An 18,434-nucleotide genomic window follows, 5' to 3' on the forward strand; every position below is an offset into this window, starting at 1 on the left:
ATCGTTATCATAATTATTACAGCTATCGGAGCTAACCATGTACCGACCTATACACCGCGTTGTACGTCAACTGGCATTAGGGTTATCTGTGTTCGGTAGTATTTATCTGCTAGCAAGCTGTGCAACACTCTCCAAGCAAGAATGTCTCATCGGTGATTGGCAAGCTATCGGCTATAACGATGGCGTGGCAGGTTATCATTCAGACCGATTAGCATCTCATACAAAAGCCTGTGCCAAAGCCAGTGTCGCCCCCGACTACCAAGCATGGGAGCGCGGTCGTAAACTTGGTCTACAACAATACTGCACTATCAATAATGCCTATAATATCGGTAGACGTGGTCGTCAATTAAACAATGTTTGTCCAATTGCTATGGCCAACACATTGCAAGCGGCTAATCAAAAAGGGCTAGATTATTACGCCTTAGACAGTCAATTAGACAAAGACAATCACCTCTTAGATACTTACCAATCAGAATTCGATAAGCTAGAAAATGGTGAAATGCTAGACTTTTCTAATGAAAAAGAAGCCCGTGCACGGCTGCTATCTCTATCTGATGAGATTCGTGATACCAAACGCCGTATCCAAAAGACGCAGCAGCAATTGGATTCATTGAACCAATCCAGTAATTTTTACGAATGACTGGGATGCGAAGCTATCGCAATGCAAGTTTTACGTTCTAAGGCATGTCCTCACTCTGAAAATGGTACTTGATAACTATGGATAAGAAAATCATCAATACGGCAAGTACTTCAACTGACAAACCTGACTTTCAATCATCGAATGCTCAATCATCGAACACTTATCAGCGTCATGGACGTACCACTGCTATCGATGACCATAGCGATTTGCAGGTTTTAAAACGCATTAAACGTTATTTATTACCAAAAGACTTTACGATCTCGCCTGCTCTACTAAATGAGATAGTGGCAGGTTATGATATTGGCGATCCGCTTGCAGACGCGTTAGCTGCACAGAGCATAAAGTTTGCGAAGCCCTTACAGCATACTATTCTTAGCGATAGTCCAAACAACAATCCTGCAAGCAATTATCTTATAAACAACGACCTTGTAAACAATTCATCATTTAGCGCGCTCACTGAGCAATTTAGCAGCCATCCTGACTGGTTCGACCCAAAGCTTGCCCAGATAGGTGCGGTTGCCTATCGGCGCTATCCATTAATGCTCATTTGGCTACTGCGTAATGTTGCTCTGATGGCCGGCTATAGCATCCCTGCCCTCTCGCTACCACTTATTCAGACAGGCGCACTGATGCACGATGCGCTACCGCGATTGATGCGTACTTATGCTTATATCTTGGCTGTGTCTGAACATCCCTCATCTGATGTGAGCACACACAATCAAAATAAACCTATCGAGCAAGTGTTATCCATTGGCTCTGAGGGCTGGCGACAATCGATCCAAGTACGACAAATACATACTTTGGTACGGCAAAACTTACTCAAAGGCAAAGGTAATGCGGCAGCTGGCGTGATACCAAACGCCGACCAACATCATAATCCTGATGGTAGCTGGAATACCGATTATTGGGGCATCCCTATCAATCAAACCGATATGATTGCCACCCACTTACAGTTCTCCTTATTGATTATGCGCGGCCTGCGCCTGCTGGGCGCGCGTATTAGCACAGAAGAAGCCGAAGGAATTTTGCACTTATGGAATCTGGCCAGTTATTGGATGGGCGTTGATTTAGATCGTCTGCCAAAAGATGAAGCGGCATGCTGGGAGTGGCTGTATACGTACCTATCGATTCAGCAGCTAGATTTTAAGATGGGACAGCCACTGGCAAAAGCCTTGCATGACTTACCACGTCAACTGATGGGTGAAGACAATCGGCGTGGACGTTTCGTCGAGATGGTCAACGCGAGTGTCACTCGGACTTTGGTCGGTGATGATATTGGTGATGGATTGGATTTACCAAAATCAAAGATACGATTTGGCGTGTTGTCTTCTGTGCCAATTCTTTTTGCGCTTGATACCGCACGGCAGCACAATAAAACTATTGCTGAAAAGCTAGAAGCCTTTCGTGCCCAGCGCCAAGACAATATGAACTGGTGGCTAAAAAAGAACGATGACTATTATAAGTAGATAAAATCTATCAGCGTTTGTTTTCTACGCGGTAGTACCATTCGAGCTGCCGATCAAACCCAGTTTCTAATAGGTTAGCAATAACCCGTCCTGTTAGTCCCCACACTGTCTCACCATCGACTTGCCAGCTCGGTGTAAAGATGGTTGCCGCCTGCTCTTGCATTATGTATTCAATTTCATACTCAACCGTTGGCTGCGTCACCAATGACTCAAAATCTGCCCAAAATATACGTGATATCTCTCCCACTTCAGGTACGAGTACTAGACCAGGGGCGATAAGTGCTACGATTGGACGTACACTCATACCACTTTTTGAAGTTTGGATCGGTAGCTGGCCAAGCAACTGGACTTTATTGGGTGGTAGTGCTGTTTCCTCACAGGCTTCACGCAATGCGGTAACGACATTATTACCATCGCCTCGATCATGTTTACCACCCACACAAGACACTTCACCCGCATGACTGTTCATATGGGCGGCACGGCGTGTTAATAATAATTTAGGCCTGCGCTCATGAGTAATCGCGACCAATATCGATGCATCGGCAATCGGTGTCTGATATAAGCTGTCCAAAATACGCGTACTTTGTGAGGTGTAGCCACTCTCGTACATCGCTGGACTCGTCAGCGCGTTCAATGTCTCGTGCTGTACTCGCTCGGCCAGTTTTCTGAGTGTAGGATGACGAATAAAGCTTGGGACAGCGACGCTAAACTTGTTAAAGAAATCAATATTTTCGGGTATGGTCATTATCAAATCCTATGAGTGGTCATCTTCATATTATTCATGAAAATACCTGTGCCAGCATACCAGTATAACCTGTTACTAGTATGGCAGCCTTTCTTATTAGTCCGATTATTGCTTTAGTAGATGCACCTCATATTGATGTCGTTTCAGGCAAAGTGCGACTTATTAACGTATCGGCTGATTGCTATACATATATCCGGTAATTATGATAAATATAAAATTGCTTGCCGCTTATGTATAGGCTTTGTTATGTAGAATTAGTCTCTATCAAAGTGAATCCTTCAACTAAATGACTGTTTTTTGCCGTGTCTTCATACCTTTTTAAATTAATCAATGCCTTATCTCGTATATTTTAGACGGTAATAGCTTTATTGAATGGGACTTTCCCAATATCCTTTTTGCTTGTTATTCGTTCATGGTAATAAGTCTCATAACCGCATTTTTAAATTACCAAACATTAACCGAGTAATATTTCAAAAAATGTATCTGAGTATTATGATAGTTGCTAGCAAGGCTATGAGGCAGACATTCTAAAATAGCATTATAAAAATATCGATGCCAGCGTCATAGGTTTGCTGTAATAAAAATAGATAACACCTCAAAAGAACGAAGGATACAGATTATGACAGACCAAATCGACAACATGATGCCACCTGCTGAATATATCAATGATGACTATAAAGGCTCAGGAAAACTGGATGATAAGCGCGTTTTAATCACTGGCGGAGACAGCGGTATCGGTCGCGCAGTGGCTTTTCATATGGCACGTGAAGGTGCCAAAGTTGCCATCCTTTACCACTCTGATGAAGAAAGCGCGAATGAGACGCGTGAAGGTATTGAAGCAGAAGGCGCAGACGCGCTGGTACTGCAGGGTGATACAGCAAATAGCAGTAGTTGCAAAGAGTCAGTAGAAGCTGTCGTGGCAAAATGGGGCGGCATTGATGTGCTAGTCAATAACGCTGGTATGCAAAAGCCGTATCATGATTTGTCTGAGGTCAGTGATGAAGACTGGCAACAGCATTTTGATGTCAATATGGCAGGAATGTTTTATGCAACCCGCGCTGCCCTTGAGCATATGAAAGAAGGCGATAGCATCATCAATACCACCTCAGTGAATGCATATGTCGGCAATGATGTATTGGTGCCGTACACCGCAACCAAAGGCGCTATCGTTGGCTACACCCGCGCCTTATCGCAACAACTACTTAGTCGTGGTATTCGTGTTAATCAGGTAGCACCAGGTCCTGTGGTGAGCGAGATTCAACTGGTATTCAAAGACTTTGATAAAGATATTTTGGAGTCCATGTCTTCACCAATGGGGCGTATGGGTCAGCCACGTGAGATGGGTGCTGCCTATGTATTTCTTGCTTGCCAAGACAGTAGCTTTGTGACTGGGCAGACCTTACACATAAACGGAGGCATGATTACCAATGGCTGATATCATGGATTCTCCTGACTCCTCTGATTTGCTATCTGTCTGTTGGGCAGATAGCAGTACTCATCGCCGCTGGTTGCTCGCTGAAGGGCAACGTTTGCTCGAACATTATGCCAAAGCGCGCGTGCCCTCAGGGTTTGCTACTTTGGGTCATGATGGGAGCATGGTAGATGACACAGCAAAGAGCATCATCACTGCGAGGATGGTGCATTGCTATGCGCTAGCGGCACTAATGGGCATACCGGGGGCAGCAACACTTGCTGACCATGGTATAAACGCGTTACTTGATGGCCCATTACGCGACTCGGTACATGGCGGTTGGTTCAGTGACGCTTCTTCAACTCATGAAAACCCATCACGCAAAAACGCCTATTTGCACGCCTTTGTCGCGCTTTCTGGCGCGTCTGCTAGCATTGCTGGTCGCCCGCGCGGTACAGAGTTGATGGAGGCTGCAATAACAATCATTGATCAGCATTTTTGGTTAGAAGATGAGCAATCAATGCTGCCTTCTTTTGCCGCTGATTGGTCTGATCCCGAAGATTATCGCGGCGCCAATTGCAACATGCATACGACCGAAGCCTGCTTAGCACTGGCAGATGCCACGGGTGAAACGCGCTGGCTAGACCGCGCACTACACTTAGCCAAGCGCTTCGGTCATGATATGCCTAGTACTTACGATGGTCGCCTACCTGAACATTTTGATAGTGAGTGGAATCTGTTGCACAACTACGATGCGAATGAACCTTCTGATGACCTGCGTCCTTGGGGACTCACACCTGGTCACTTTGCAGAATGGGCAGGACTGCTGCTCAAGGTTGAGTCTGCTTGTATCGCGCATGATTATGACATACCTGATTGGCTGCTACCTGATGCCATCGCATTATTTGATAGCGCTATCGATCGTGGCTGGGCACCTGACGGTCAGCCCGGCATGGTTTATACCATTGGCTGGGATGATGAGATTTCAATACCAAACCGTCCTTACTGGGTACAGGCTGAAATGGCTAATACCGCACTAATGCTATCGCGCCGTACGGGTGATCCGCGCTTTGAATATTACTACCGCTTAGCTTGGGATTATATTGCCAGTACTTTGATTGATCTTGAGCACGGCGGCTGGCGTCATGAGGTAGATGCAGATGGCAACTTAAGTACGGTCATATATCCGACGCGCGAAGATCTTTATCATGACTTTCAAGCCACTGTAACGCCATTGATTCCTATCTCTGTGTCGGTAGCTGGTGGACTACGCACACAAATGCTCAAAATAAAAACCTAATTGCTATGATCTAATTGCTATGACCTAATTGCTATGTAGGATATACTCGATAATATAAGAACGCTTTGATGGCAATTAAAATGCGCTGTCAGAGCGTTTTCGTTGTAATCATAAAAATTAAATAAAATAGCTTTTCTCATTAAAAGTAAAAGGATATCCTCAAAAGTATTTGTCACTATCGCTGCTGTATACAAAAGCAAACATCAGAACGGCAAAAAAACTTTTAAGATAAGTGGACACACAATATTTACTAATAAAGGTAGTTGGTATGAGCTATTGTCTCCAATGCGGTCATAAAGCAGAACGAAAAATCCCACCTACAGATAATATGCCGCGCTTGGTGTGCCCCAATTGTCACTATATCCACTACGAAAACCCAAAGGTTATCTGTGGTTCGCTAGTCGTACACGAAGACAGAGTCCTACTGTGCCGCCGAGCGATCGAGCCGCAATATGGGCTATGGACGATACCTGCAGGTTTTATGGAAAACGGCGAAACCATGGCTGAAGGCGCCGCACGCGAGAGCTACGAAGAAGCTGATGCCATCGTACTGAATCCGCATCTATACTGCATTTATGACCTACCAGATATTGGGCAGATCTACTCTATTTATCTCGCCGATCTAAAAGATGGTGCGTATGGTATTGGCTCAGAAAGTCTCGACTGTGCACTGTTTAGCGAAGAAGACATCCCATGGGATACACTGGCATTTGAAGCCATTCGCCGTACTCTAAAAAGCTACTTTGCTGATCGTAAGCAGTATAACGAGTTGTCAGAATTTCCGATTCATCAAGACAAAATTGGCAAAGATTTGAGTATCAAACGATATTAGTCAATTACCTAACCGCAAAAAGCCAAGCATGATGCTTGGCTTTTCTGTGCTTAACTTTTAATCAAAAATAAACCTAATTGTCTTAGCTCTTTATTCTACAAACCTCAAAACCAAGACCTTTTACCGTCTCTTCTTTGTCGTAAGGCGCTAGTACTGCACGTACATGCTTTTGCCCTTGTAGATATTGCTTAGCAACGCGCTGCAAATCAGCGACTGTCACGGCCAATATTGACGCACGCATTTTGCGCTGCCAGTCGACACCGCGATGATGTAGATTTGCAAAGCAGGCTTTGATTGCTTCGCCTGCAGGAGAGCCCGGCTTATCCATACCCGAGATAATACCTAAAATAGCTTCTTCCAATTGCTCATCGGTCTGTGGCTCGTTTAATAACCACTCGATACTGGCTTCAAAGTGAGCAAAGGTCTCAGCACACTGTGGATCACGATAGCTAAAGAATTTAAAGGCACAAGCGTTGGCATCGTAACCTGCACCGCCACCGTAGGCACCGCCGCGCTCACGAATCGCACTGTGCAAATAACCGTTACGTAAGTAAGGCGCTAATACCATGAGTGCAGCGGTATCAGGATGGTCAGCAGCAGGTACAGTATAAGCACTGGCATTGTGATATACGTTGGTTGGTACTAGCCATGCTAGATCTGCAACATCAAGCGCCACCCCGTTTTCTAATGCTTTGACTGTATCAGTCGCACCATTTAACGCAGTATCTAATTGCAGATTCGCAAATTCACTTGGGATATTTGCTGCTGCGTTCGTTAAATCATTAGAAGCTATCGTCGCTTGGCTGTCTTTACAGCTATCAACGATTAAGCTGCTTAAACGTTCGGTTTGCTCTGCTTCACAGATAATAACGGCATGCTTAGGCAAGCTGATGAGACGTTGATGTAAATCCATCAAGCTCGTAGCCAATTGATCCCACTGCGCATCATCTGTACTAGCATGTGCCAAGAAATCTTTAAGTGCGTTTAATGCTGGTAGGCCGCTGCGCACATATTCCAACTGCGCTTGGCGACTCATGCCGCGACTGGCTGTTTGCATTGCATAAGAGTGACCAGATCCCGCTAAATTTGACTGCCAGCCTGCTTGGCGCTGTTGCAAGATTTCTTTGATACGGTCATGCTCAGAGAAGATACTGTGCTCCATCACTTCCTTGAGCAAATCAATCGCTTCAGGCTTGCGATTTAGCGCACGCGTTGCCACGACAAAGTAGCTGCTAATCGCTTGGCTATCATCGACGTTGGTACGCTGACTAATACGCGCGGTCACACCAGAAGAATGCGCTGCCTGCTTAGCTTGCATCTCATGAGCGCTAAGCGAGTCAGTACCTAGCTCAGACAATAGACTTAAATAAATAGGCAACAATGGATGATTGATTACATCATTGACTGGTAGCTCATCTGCGCTCGCATTACCGATTGCCTCAGTCAGTGGAACAATCACTTGATAGTAGTAAATACCATTGGTGCCAGCTTCATACTCAAATAGCGTGCTGTCTTGACCGCTCAAACGCACCTGCTTTTGGGTGCCTTCTTTAAAGCTGATATCCGTTGGTACGTCTTCTAGACCTACCTTTGGCAATAAGCTCAAATCATCTGGCGCAGCTTGACGTGCAGCCAAATCTAAGGCTTGCTGTTTTAAAATAGCTTTATCATCAGCAGTCAAATCCATCGCGATAGTATCCAAACGAGTCTGCTCAGCTGCTGCCAAACGGGCTGTTTTTTCGCTATCAGGGGTCATCGTTACGCGTACGCGATGCTGATTGTCCAATAGATGCGTTTTAATCAAGTTCGGTAGCCACTGTGGATCGACGACTTGCTCGCGTAGCCACTGTAGATGCTCGTCTACTTCCCAAACATCGATAGGGTTGCCATCATGAATGGCGGTACTAAAGCCCTCTAGCATAAGGTTTAGACCATAAGGAATGCTATCGCCGCCGATGTGACGCTGATCAATCTCAATCTGATGCAGAATGGTTTCGATTGTCTCGTCATCAACTGGTGAATTTGCCACTTCGGTCAGCAAATCAATAATGCCCTGCTCGACCGCTTCGGCGTGTTCAGGGTTAGAACCACGTAGACCCGTATAAAAGACCATTTCATAATGGCTGTCATCAAGACCCAATAGTGGACTTGGCGCTTTACCTAGTGGATGGCTGTCGAGATAAGCACGCAATGGCGAGCCTGCATGCTCAATTAATACACCTTCTAATAGACGCAATGCTAAGCGCTGCTTAGGATCGGTAATTGATGGTAGTAACCAAGCAACCACGTGATGCGTCTGATCTGGGCCCGCTTCGTCAGCAGTATAAGTATCAACCGCACTGATTGGTGCAGACAAACGCTGTTCTGGACGCGATACATGCTTTTTGCCTGCTTCAAACTGAATCAAGGCATCTTCGTGTATCTTTGCTTGCGTCTCAGCAACAGGAATATTACCGAAACTCATGATGACACTGTTTGATGGATGATAATGACTCTGGTGAAACTCGGTCAACTCAGTGTGCGTCAAGTCAGGAATATCGGCAGGATCGCCGCCTGAATTATAATGATAGGTCGTCGTTGGGAATAGATGATGAGCAACCGTATGATATAGCTGATCAATCTCGCCACTCATCGCACCTTTCATTTCATTAAAAACGATACCTTTAAACTGCGGCTTATCATTTTCATCAAGCTCTACGCGAATGCCTTCTTGGGCAAAATCGAGCGGATGGATATTTGGGAAAAACGACGCATCTAGATAGACAGCAAGCAAATTAAAATAGTCATTTTTGTTCTGTGTCGCATACGGATAGGCCGTCCAATCAGCGGCGGTCATCGCATTCATAAACGTGTTTAATGAGCGTTTAATCATCGAAAAGAACGGATCACGTACTGGGAACTTGTTCGAGCCACATAATGCCACGTGCTCTAAGACATGCGCCTCGCCTTTTGAGTCCATTGGCTGGGTGCGAAAACCGACTAAAAACGCATTTTCATCACTTGGGTGTGCCAGATGATAATGCATCGCTCCTGTTTTTACATGCTGACTAATCAGCACATCCATCGATAGCGCCTCAATATGGCGATGCTCAATCAGCTCAAATGCTGGATGCAGCGTTAAATCAGCAGTAAATGGCGTGTCCGTCATAGTTATCCTTATCGCTTATCATGCGTATAGTGCCCTGACTATCAGGGAAAATAGAGTAATAAATTGGCTAAAAAAGAGTTGGCTTAGCGCTATTAGTGGGGCTGCGACATGGATAAGTCAAGGCAGCAGCCATGTAATAATCCACCACACAGTAATCTACGCGGGTAGCCATTAAAGCCTTATAATTACAAATCCATCAATATCCACAATTTTATTATGGATTTATCGCTTAACAAAGGTGATTTGCACTGCTACTATAAAGTTAACTATTAACAGGAGTGGAGTACCTTATGAGCTACCAACATGTTTTACTGGTCACTGATTTGCTATCCGATGCGGACAAAGTGGCGCTAAAAGCCAAGCGTATTCTCGCAGGCTCTCCTGAAGCCCGACTGTCCGTCTTGCATATCGTTGAAGATGATATGGTACGCTTTGGTTATGAACTTGTGCCTGCCTCTAGTCTCTCGGGTGATGTCGATAGTGAAAAGTGGCAAGAGGCACGGGCTAGACTGGCGCAATTCCTCGCACGTAACGAGCTAGAAGCGATCAACTCTGAGGTCACCGCTGCCATCTCTAATAGCAAAGGTATCATTAATTACTGCCGTGAAAAAGACGTCGATTTACTTATCATTGGACGTCATGAACGCCATGGTATTGCCGCTTGGTTGGTAGGAGCCACTGCCGATAGTATCTTGCCAAATGTCCCTTGCGACAGTTTAGTGGTGAAGCTTGATCAGCCTGTCTTGGAATAATTGGCATTACTCTAATCCGCTGCTAAAGACGACAAGCTTTACTTAACAGCGCCCTAGAGTAGTGCTATAGTAAATACTATCTGACACGAGGAAGACGCTATGAGTTACGAACATATTTTACTGGTTACCGACTTACTCTCTGATGCAGATATAGTCGCACAAAAGGCCAAGCGCATCGTCGAAAACCGTCCAGGCTCTAAGCTATCAGTTCTGCATATTGTCAAAGACACCATGGTTGGCTTTGGCTACGAGCTGGTACCTGCCTCTAGCCTATACGATGAGATTGATGATGAACGCTGCCAAGAAGCTCGTGCAAAGCTGGCGCAGTTCCTTGAACGCAATCAGCTAAATGCAGCAACGTCAGAAGTCACAACTGCCATCTCTAGCAGTGAAGGTATCGTCAGCTATTGTCATAAACATGATGTCGATCTATTGGTCATCGGTCGTCATAAGCGTACCGGTATCGCTGCATGGATTAGTGGCGCGACAGCAGATAATATCTTACCTAATGTACCTTGCGATAGCTTTGTGGTGCGACTGGACAAGCCTGTTTCAGCATAACAATATGCTTCGATTGTCTTATCTAATATCAAGCATATCCTAAACAAAAAAGCGCAGCGTAACTTTTAACGCTGCGCTTTTTTATGGTTGATAGGTTTTAGAGTCATTGCTTAACCCTGTTGAATAATATCTATAAAGGTTTGCCAAATGGGGCTTTGGTGCCGAGCTTTGTGCCAGACCAGCCACCATGTACGCGATAAATCAATTCCTGCTACATTTACTTGTACCAACTCACCTGTCGCGAGTTCCGTCTCAATCACATGCTGTGATAGACAACCAAGACCAATATCTGCACTCACCATGTGCTTAATGGCCTCTGATTGATGTATCGCCTTCACCACTTCTGCATTAGGTAGATACTTAAGCAGTTGCTCATCGATAATCTGCCGTGTGCCCGACCCTGCCTCACGTACCAATAGTGGTAACTGCGCTAGCTGATGAATGGTCAGCTGATAGCAGTCCTTATCTTGGCTATAAATAGCCACATTCTTTAACCACTTGCTATCACGCTTGGCAAATATCATCAGTGTATCAGTACGCCATTCGCGCTGCTCAATAACTTTCATATCTATCGGACGCGGCATTCCTTCTACCAGTGCGATGTCTATATTCAATTGCTCAACCTCGCTAACTACCTCTTGGGTATTGGCAATATACATATCAACATTAGCATCGGGCAGCGCTTCATATAGCTTACCAAGCAATGATGGCAGCACATAATTGCCGATAGTGGTACTAGCACCGATATGAATCTGTCCTGCTTGATACTGATGATAATGCTCAAGCGTGAGCGACTGACCCAAGATAGCCTGAGCCTGTATATAAATAGGATGGGCATTAGGGTGTTGATTGAGCCGACGACCGACGCGCTCAAACAGTGGCATCTGTAGTCTGGACTCCAGCTCTGTCAGCGAACTACTGACCGCTGACTGTGATAAATGCAGCTCCTCACTGGCGCGACTGGTGCTGCCTGTCTGATAAATGCTGACAAAAACAGCAAGCTGCTTAAGCGTAATCTTTGGCACTGTCTGCACAGATTTTTTCATGATATCAATAATACCTTATGTCATTTTTTAGCTTGTCTTGTTCAATATGCATGTCTTTCATTGCAGCTTATACGCGGCATATCGACTTCTATCATAAGCCTTAACCTAAAAAATCGATAGTTTATATCTTATTAATCTGTTTTTATTATAAATATAGCGGGCATATACTGTCTATTCATAAGCTTATGCTTATCTTAATATAAGTAATAGGATGCCGCGTCATGCACACACTCGTCCAATCAGTCAGCAACTCTGTTCATAACTATACCCCTAATCACCGTCACTTGGCAGGATTGGTAGTTGTTCTGATCGGTAGTTTATTTTGCTTATGGTTGGACAGTAGTCTGGATGTATGGTCAAACGGCCGTATCGTCGGCTTGTCGTCTTTGACGCTAGCGATTTTGCTAGGCATGATATTAGGCAATACCATCTATCCTAAACTCGCTGAACGTTTAAACGGTGGCGTTTGCTTTGCCAAAGGTCAGATATTGCGACTTGCGATTATGTTTTATGGATTTAAGCTAACCATGACACAAGTTGCGAGCGTCGGTATGCCAGCGATTATGACTGATGCGCTCGTACTGACATCGACCTTTATGCTGACCTACTGGTTAGGTACTAGATGGTTAAAAGTTGATAAAGAAACGGTGATTTTGATTGGCTCAGGGGCAAGTATTTGCGGTGCTGCTGCCGTCGTCGCCGCAGAGCCAGTCGTCAACGCGCAAGCTCATAAAGTCACTATCGCCGTGGCAACTGTGGTGGTTTTTGGCACTATCGCGATGCTGCTATATCCTTTTCTTTATCATCTTGGTTGGTTAAAACCTTGGCTAAGCGCCCAGCAGTACGGCATGTACACTGGCTCAACCGTCCATGAGGTGGCGCAAGTCGTAGTCGCAGGTAATGCAATCAATACCGAGGTTGGTGATACCGCTGTCGTGACCAAGATGATACGCGTCATGATGCTTGCGCCTTTCCTGCTTGTGTTATCGTTTGCGCTAACCAAAGAGCGCACCATAGATAATACCGCTATAGAAGATAAGAGCAGTAAAAACGAGACAGCATCATTTATGACTCGTGTTAAACAAGTTAAAGTGCCATGGTTTGCGTTTATCTTTATCGGTATTGTGTTGATACATACATGGGTGCCGATGTCTGAGAGTGTCGTACGCAGTATGGTGATGCTAGATGATGTGCTACTTACGATGGCCATGTTTGCATTAGGTCTAACCACTCATCTAAGTGCGATCAAGCAAGCTGGCGTTAGACCGCTTATCTTAGGTGCCATTATGTTTGGCTGGTTAATACTGGGCGGTGGTCTGATTAATATCGGCATTAGCTTTATATAATAAGCTAAATGTTCACTCTTAACTGCTGGTATCATTGCACAATATAAAAGGCCTCCAACTATCTATAGTCGGAGGCCCTTTTGCATCTGTTATTTGATTTAATATGATTAGTTAAAATCTTTCGAATAAGACTTCTACTCGCTTCAGTACTCATATCTTAAATACCAAAACATAGACGAAAAAAAACGAACCCGAAGGTTCGCTTTTCTACATCTATTCATCTATCTGTCTATAAAGACAAATTAGATAGCAACGATGTTATGTGCTTGTGGGCCTTTTTGGCCTTGAGTTACAGTGAACTCAACTTCTTGGCCTTCAGCCAAAGTTTTGAAACCTGAACCAGTGATTTCGCTGTAATGAGCAAAAACGTCTGCGCCAGTTTCTGGAGCGATAAAACCAAAGCCTTTAGCTTCGTTGAACCACTTAACTGTACCTTTTTGAACGTCTGACATAGTATAATCCTACTTTTAAATTTATTAATGGTCTAGTGACCGGTAACGCTTGCAAATAGCTACTGAACGATAAATATTAAAACGAAGGATTATAACTAATACTACGAGGTAATGATTTGGTGCAGAACTGCTCTTAAGCTTGGGCGTATTATAAGGGGTACATCCCAGTATCGCAAGTCTTATCTCATGTTTCGTGTAACCAGAGCCGTTTATTGGCTGATTTTGGCGCAAATTGCAACGGATTTAGGCATTTGGTAAACGGAACAAATATATCGCTACCCCACTACAGACAGCGGCTACCGCCCATGCCATCCACATCATATCGGCAGGCAAACGATAAAATAACATAATTGTTGATGCTGCCATCATAACCGTCGCTAAACACTTGGCATAAAGCGGAACGGCATGATTCTCCTCCCAGTCACGGACGAATTTACCAAAGTATTTATGATTAATCAGCCAAAAATGAAAACGTCGAGAACTGCGTGCCCAGCAGCCTGCTGCTAGCAAGATAAAAGGCGCAGTAGGCATCACTGGCAACAATATACCGATAATACCTAAGATAAAAAACAGCCAACCAAGCGTCACAAAGGTCCAACGCAGCATTGGGCTGTTGGATTGATCAGTCTTGGGTCGGTAATAGAACGCTTTTTTATTGTCGGTCATATAAGTTTTCGGTCGTGTAAGTTGTCAGTTATGCCAAATGTCGATTGTCTAGAGTAGCGCCTATTATATAAGCGGTGGCATAGAAGGCTAATCATGCAATATCGTCCGTCTGTGCACAAGACTATTTATATGAGGTTTTTGCTATTGATAGGTATGTTTGGTTAGTAATTGGGTAAGTACCAATAATAAATGCTGCATTCTTCTATTAACACGTTGATTGAAAGCATTTATAAAAAGCTATGGTAAGCCATGATAAGCAACAGCTGTCGTAAAGAGCGGTTAACGAACACCAGTCATCACCTGCCATCGTCTTTCCCGATACGCTTGCATCCCATCTTGTAAGTCGTCTATGATGACGCAGTAGCTATCGATAATAGCCATTAGCAGTACTGATCGAAAATAATGCAATGCAATACCAATCAATCTTGTCGGGGTGCTTTGATTTAACGCTGTAAACACAGCCCACATCATCGCTGAGACACACCCGTGAACCTGAAGCAGTTAGCACTGACGTAGGAAACAACCATGCAGTCGACCACCAAACTGACCCTCACTCTCGAATGGTTTTTGAACCCTGATCACCTGCCCTTTATTGCGGGTGTGACCACGGGCGCATATGAGCAAGCAGGGCTTGATATCACCATTATCGAGCCAGATGACCACTATGATGGCTTTGCCGAATTACAAAACCAAAGTATCGATTTGCATGTCAATGAGCCTATCCATCTGTTTGAACATTACGCGCCTAATCTACGTGCGCTAGGCTGCTTTTTTGAGACCGATGGCGGCATATTGATGCAACGCGCTAGCATGGAAAAATTAAAAAACAATCAACCGATTCGCATCTGCACCCCTGCCGCTGAGGAAAAAACCAATCGTATTGGCTTTGAGATATTGGCTCGCTATGCCAAGAAGAACGGCTTTAGTATCAGCCGTGATAATGTGAGCTTTGTACAAAAAGACTTTTATCACATCAAAAACCTGCAAGAAGACCCAAGCCTAGATGGTGCATGGCTATGCTTTTATAACTTTGAGGGCGTTGAAGCGACTCATGAAGGGTTGGACTTTGAATTTATCGATCAGCACCTGTCGCCCTATCCGAATTTTTCGGCGTTAGAGATTCTGACAACAGATGAGATCTATAGCGCGAAAAAGGACGCGATAGATACCTTTATCCAAGTGACCAACCAGATGACAGAGCTGTGCAAAAACGAGCCAGCCACAGCCCACCGTATGTATTACGACTATAGTAAAACCGAAGCCGATGTGCTGATGGATGCCATCATCGATAATACGCTAGGTAGATTGATTACACCGATCAAGCCTGATGCCAGTAAATGGGAAGAACTGCGCGAGATGCTAGCCGAAATCGATATCGTGACCTTGACTGATGAGCAATATCAGTCGCTTTGGGCACTGTAAGCATTTTATAAGTTACAATATTTTGAATAATAAAAAACCGCCATCGTATTTGCTGTGGCGGTTTTTTATTTAGCTATAATCGAATAGTGAGGTTAGCGCACTAATACTTTTATAGTGAATTGACTATGCCTAGTTGCTTGGCTTCTTTTAGCCACATTGGGAACTCTTCTAGCATGTTTTCATACAACGCTTCTTCGCTGATATCATCCAAGTCATCGAGTTCAAAAAAGTCGCAATTATCAATCACGCGCCCTGTCATGTCGTCTAGTTTTTTGAGGATGCCATAACCACGACCACCCAAGCCCACGAACTGCCAAAATATCGGCAGTTTCGCGGCATCCGTCATGACTTTGGTGATACCGCGATTGTCATTTACCCCGCCATCACTGATAAATAGCACGTAGACAGGCACATCCAAGCCGTCCTTTTGATAAAACTCTGTCACGGCTTTCATGACCTCTGCTTCATTGTTGATGCGCGGGCCAAGTGCCCATTTGCGCCAGCCGCCATGAGCGTTGTCAATGAAACCGTCATAGTTACTCAGCCCAATCTCGCCCAAATACTGCGGGTCTCGGGCAAACGCCCAGCAGTCTAGCGCTTGGTCGTCATCGAAGCTCACTGCCAATGGTAATATGCGATTGACCACTTCTTGCACGCGGCCTTTTTTGTACTGTCTATTCATTGAGCCTGAGGCATCTAACACCAACGCCACCTTTGCGGTTAACTGCTGCAATTGGCGTTTCTCAAGCGATATGGTGGCTTTCTTGGCTAGATTGACCAGTTTTGGCGCTTTGTCTAGCATGACCTTCTCGAGCGACGGTTTTGCTTGCACTGGTGCTACGGTCGGCTCGCGTACTTGTGGGTTACTCTCTTCTACATCGCCACCGAAATGCTGCACGATGGCGGCAAGTCCACCATTAAAGCCTTGCGCGACGTTGGAGACTCGCCACACGCCACTCTTACGGTAAAGCTGCATCAGCATACTGGCTTGCTGCTGTGCAAAGTCTGCCGCTTGATACTCTGCCTGTGCTTTTTGCAATTGTTGCCAAATGCCAATCTCTAACGATTGAATTTGATTAAGCGGCGTGTCGGCTGATAATACAAAAAACAAGCTGTCTATATTATCCGCCAGTTTAGATAAATTCACCTCAAACTCGGCTTGGATGCCTTTATTTGCCGTTGGCTGCGACTCGTAATGGGTGAGCTTGATTTGCCCGCACGGTGAGGTTGGCTGATTATAAAACACCATGTAATCATCATTGATCAGTTTGCCTGCTGCGTCTAAGGCAAAGCAGCTGATGTCCATCTCTATCAGGCTTTGGCGAGTGAACTTGAGCGTGATGGGTGCGGTATCGTCAATAGCAAGGTTGCTTAAAGGCGAGCGTTGTCCGACGGTAAGATGTTTCATGGTATTCCCTCAAAGATAATACTTAAAATATTAAATACTCATTTTAATAAATCATAAGGCTTCTTGTAAAAGTACCATTCCGTTGACTTCCCTTAACAGGCTAGCGAAGAGTTGTGTAAGATGTCTATAGTAATTACCTATTAGAGTTATTAAAAATCCGCGCATCTTCACGCTTACCTTTACTCAGCAAATCAATAGTTTTATTTAAGTTCGAGCTCTTTGGAACCCTCCGTCTATATAGTTTCAAAAACTGTCTAGTGCTACTATTTATCTCGAAATTATTACTGTAAATTAAATTCAATAAAATACTTAACTGGTCATTATCTAAATACATTTTCTTCTCAACATAGTTTTTTGTAATTATATCTATGTATTGCGAATCTCCTTTGACAGCTAATGTAGCAGATATAAAAAGTAACTTTAACCAATCAGTATCAGAAAATTCTTTTGTATCGCCAGTAATTGTATCACCAATATTTCTTAGAGCCTTATCAAAAAAATCATAGCTATAACATTGAGATATAACTATGCACATAAAAATCATTAATTCGATTCGACCCATGTCCAGAGATTTTAGCGTTTCGGCCTCTGCAGGATCATTTAAAATTTCTAAAACTGTATTAGCGGCGATATTAATACTATGGTCAAGTTGGTTTTCGATAGCAGTATATGGTGAAACGTAAGCTGCTAGAAGAAATTGCGCGTTCGTAGCTACTTGATTTATCTTCAATCCATAGCTATCAAACTCTATTTCACTCAGACTAGTTATCAAATTGGAACTATCTTTTATTAATCCGAAAACAAAAAAGTAAGCATTTTGCCAGTAAGGGTTATATATCTCTTTATTCATCTTATATGATTTATTTTGAAATAAAGCTCTCGCGTAGAAAAACTCACAAAAAGATCTATGCTTAAAACGAATTGTATTAGCTTTATAATTAGTAATGAAAATCTCATTGTTATAAGCAAGTTTTTCAAAAATTTTATTTTTATCGATATCCAAATTCCTCTCAGAGAGATACTCATCAATAATTTCTTTTAATTCACCCATAGATACAGTAGTCAAATTATAATCTAATAAGTATTTAGAAAAAATACCACAAACATTTTTAAATATTTCATATTCTGTTTGTGACTGTAAGTTATCTCCACTCCATCTGAATATAGTCACCTGACCACAAAAATGTTATAAAATAAATCAACTAAACGATTACCAGTATAAATGACCATGACTTACTC

At 43.9% G+C, this 18,434-nt stretch carries 17 protein-coding genes and 1 riboswitch; of the genes, 9 read left to right on the forward strand and 8 right to left on the reverse strand.

Annotated elements, in window-relative coordinates; all coding sequences use genetic code 11:
- The first annotated feature begins 37 nt into the window (after positions 1 to 37).
- Positions 38 to 640, forward strand: coding sequence for a DUF2799 domain-containing protein (locus QO187_RS11880; protein WP_371548450.1), 603 nt, complete (start codon positions 38 to 40; stop codon positions 638 to 640).
- A gap of 77 nt (positions 641 to 717) precedes the next feature.
- Positions 718 to 2,106, forward strand: coding sequence for an oxygenase MpaB family protein (locus QO187_RS11885; RefSeq protein WP_371548452.1), 1,389 nt, complete (start codon positions 718 to 720; stop codon positions 2,104 to 2,106).
- A gap of 10 nt (positions 2,107 to 2,116) precedes the next feature.
- On the opposite strand, the gene QO187_RS11890 is transcribed toward QO187_RS11885, so the two are convergent.
- Positions 2,117 to 2,851, reverse strand: coding sequence for a CoA pyrophosphatase (locus QO187_RS11890; RefSeq protein ID WP_371548453.1), 735 nt, complete (start codon positions 2,849 to 2,851; stop codon positions 2,117 to 2,119).
- A gap of 619 nt (positions 2,852 to 3,470) precedes the next feature.
- Here QO187_RS11890 and QO187_RS11895 point away from each other — a divergent pair.
- The 3 genes from QO187_RS11895 to QO187_RS11905 all read left to right on the forward strand — a co-directional run bounded on the left by QO187_RS11895 (position 3,471) and on the right by QO187_RS11905 (position 6,394).
- The gene (locus tag QO187_RS11895) at positions 3,471 to 4,286 is read left to right on the forward strand and encodes an SDR family oxidoreductase (RefSeq protein WP_371548455.1); all 816 of its coding nucleotides are present in this window, start codon (positions 3,471 to 3,473) and stop codon (positions 4,284 to 4,286) included.
- 4 nt (positions 4,287 to 4,290) lie between these two features.
- Positions 4,291 to 5,562, forward strand: coding sequence for an AGE family epimerase/isomerase (locus QO187_RS11900; RefSeq protein WP_371548456.1), 1,272 nt, complete (start codon positions 4,291 to 4,293; stop codon positions 5,560 to 5,562).
- A gap of 268 nt (positions 5,563 to 5,830) precedes the next feature.
- The gene (locus QO187_RS11905; RefSeq protein WP_371548458.1) at positions 5,831 to 6,394 is read left to right on the forward strand and encodes an NUDIX hydrolase; all 564 of its coding nucleotides are present in this window, start codon (positions 5,831 to 5,833) and stop codon (positions 6,392 to 6,394) included.
- A gap of 82 nt (positions 6,395 to 6,476) precedes the next feature.
- Here QO187_RS11905 and QO187_RS11910 read toward each other — a convergent pair whose 3' ends face one another.
- A complete protein-coding gene (locus tag QO187_RS11910) occupies positions 6,477 to 9,542 on the reverse strand; it encodes an insulinase family protein (protein WP_371548460.1) in 3,066 nt (1,021 codons plus the stop codon).
- A gap of 290 nt (positions 9,543 to 9,832) precedes the next feature.
- Between QO187_RS11910 and QO187_RS11915 the strand changes: the two genes are divergently transcribed.
- Both QO187_RS11915 and QO187_RS11920 read left to right on the forward strand, forming a co-directional pair.
- Positions 9,833 to 10,294 carry a universal stress protein gene (locus tag QO187_RS11915; RefSeq protein WP_102094050.1) on the forward strand — a complete coding sequence of 154 codons (462 nt, stop codon included), beginning with the start codon at positions 9,833 to 9,835 and terminating at the stop codon, positions 10,292 to 10,294.
- 99 nt (positions 10,295 to 10,393) lie between these two features.
- A complete protein-coding gene (locus tag QO187_RS11920) occupies positions 10,394 to 10,855 on the forward strand; it encodes a universal stress protein (protein ID WP_057761630.1) in 462 nt (153 codons plus the stop codon).
- A gap of 110 nt (positions 10,856 to 10,965) precedes the next feature.
- Here the strand turns inward: QO187_RS11920 and QO187_RS11925 are convergent, their stop codons facing one another.
- The gene (locus QO187_RS11925; protein WP_102094048.1) at positions 10,966 to 11,901 is read right to left on the reverse strand and encodes a LysR substrate-binding domain-containing protein; all 936 of its coding nucleotides are present in this window, start codon (positions 11,899 to 11,901) and stop codon (positions 10,966 to 10,968) included.
- A gap of 221 nt (positions 11,902 to 12,122) precedes the next feature.
- Here QO187_RS11925 and QO187_RS11930 point away from each other — a divergent pair, with 221 nt between their 5' ends.
- Positions 12,123 to 13,247 (forward strand): YeiH family protein, encoded by a 1,125-nt coding sequence (locus QO187_RS11930; RefSeq protein WP_102094047.1) that lies wholly within the window; start codon positions 12,123 to 12,125, stop codon positions 13,245 to 13,247.
- Between the two features lie 242 nt (positions 13,248 to 13,489).
- Here QO187_RS11930 and QO187_RS11935 read toward each other — a convergent pair whose 3' ends face one another.
- The 3 genes from QO187_RS11935 to QO187_RS11945 form a co-directional block, all read right to left on the reverse strand.
- On the reverse strand, positions 13,490 to 13,699 hold the full coding sequence (locus QO187_RS11935; RefSeq protein ID WP_045453470.1) for a cold-shock protein: 210 nt from the start codon (positions 13,697 to 13,699) through the stop codon (positions 13,490 to 13,492).
- A 243-nt stretch (positions 13,700 to 13,942) separates the two neighbouring features.
- A complete protein-coding gene (locus tag QO187_RS11940; protein ID WP_102094045.1) occupies positions 13,943 to 14,365 on the reverse strand; it encodes a YbaN family protein in 423 nt (140 codons plus the stop codon).
- A 279-nt stretch (positions 14,366 to 14,644) separates the two neighbouring features.
- Positions 14,645 to 14,824: a hypothetical protein gene (locus QO187_RS11945; RefSeq protein WP_185156628.1), complete on the reverse strand. Its 180-nt coding sequence runs from the start codon at positions 14,822 to 14,824 to the stop codon at positions 14,645 to 14,647.
- Positions 14,785 to 14,901: riboswitch (TPP riboswitch) on the forward strand. Its footprint overlaps the gene before it by 40 nt.
- On the opposite strand from QO187_RS11945, the gene QO187_RS11950 reads away from it, so the two are divergent.
- Positions 14,891 to 15,787: an ABC transporter substrate-binding protein gene (locus tag QO187_RS11950; protein ID WP_371548463.1), complete on the forward strand. Its 897-nt coding sequence runs from the start codon at positions 14,891 to 14,893 to the stop codon at positions 15,785 to 15,787. Its footprint overlaps the riboswitch before it by 11 nt.
- A gap of 109 nt (positions 15,788 to 15,896) precedes the next feature.
- On the opposite strand, the gene QO187_RS11955 is transcribed toward QO187_RS11950, so the two are convergent.
- Positions 15,897 to 17,195 carry a VWA domain-containing protein gene (locus QO187_RS11955; protein WP_371548465.1) on the reverse strand — a complete coding sequence of 433 codons (1,299 nt, stop codon included), beginning with the start codon at positions 17,193 to 17,195 and terminating at the stop codon, positions 15,897 to 15,899.
- A gap of 133 nt (positions 17,196 to 17,328) precedes the next feature.
- Complete coding sequence (locus QO187_RS11960; protein ID WP_371548466.1) at positions 17,329 to 18,261, reverse strand: hypothetical protein; 933 nt, start codon at positions 18,259 to 18,261, stop codon at positions 17,329 to 17,331.
- Positions 18,262 to 18,434: the final 173 nt, after the last annotated feature.

This window comes from Psychrobacter sp. Arc9 (genome assembly GCF_041431295.1).
In the GTDB taxonomy this organism is placed as follows: Bacteria; Pseudomonadota; Gammaproteobacteria; order Pseudomonadales; family Moraxellaceae; genus Psychrobacter.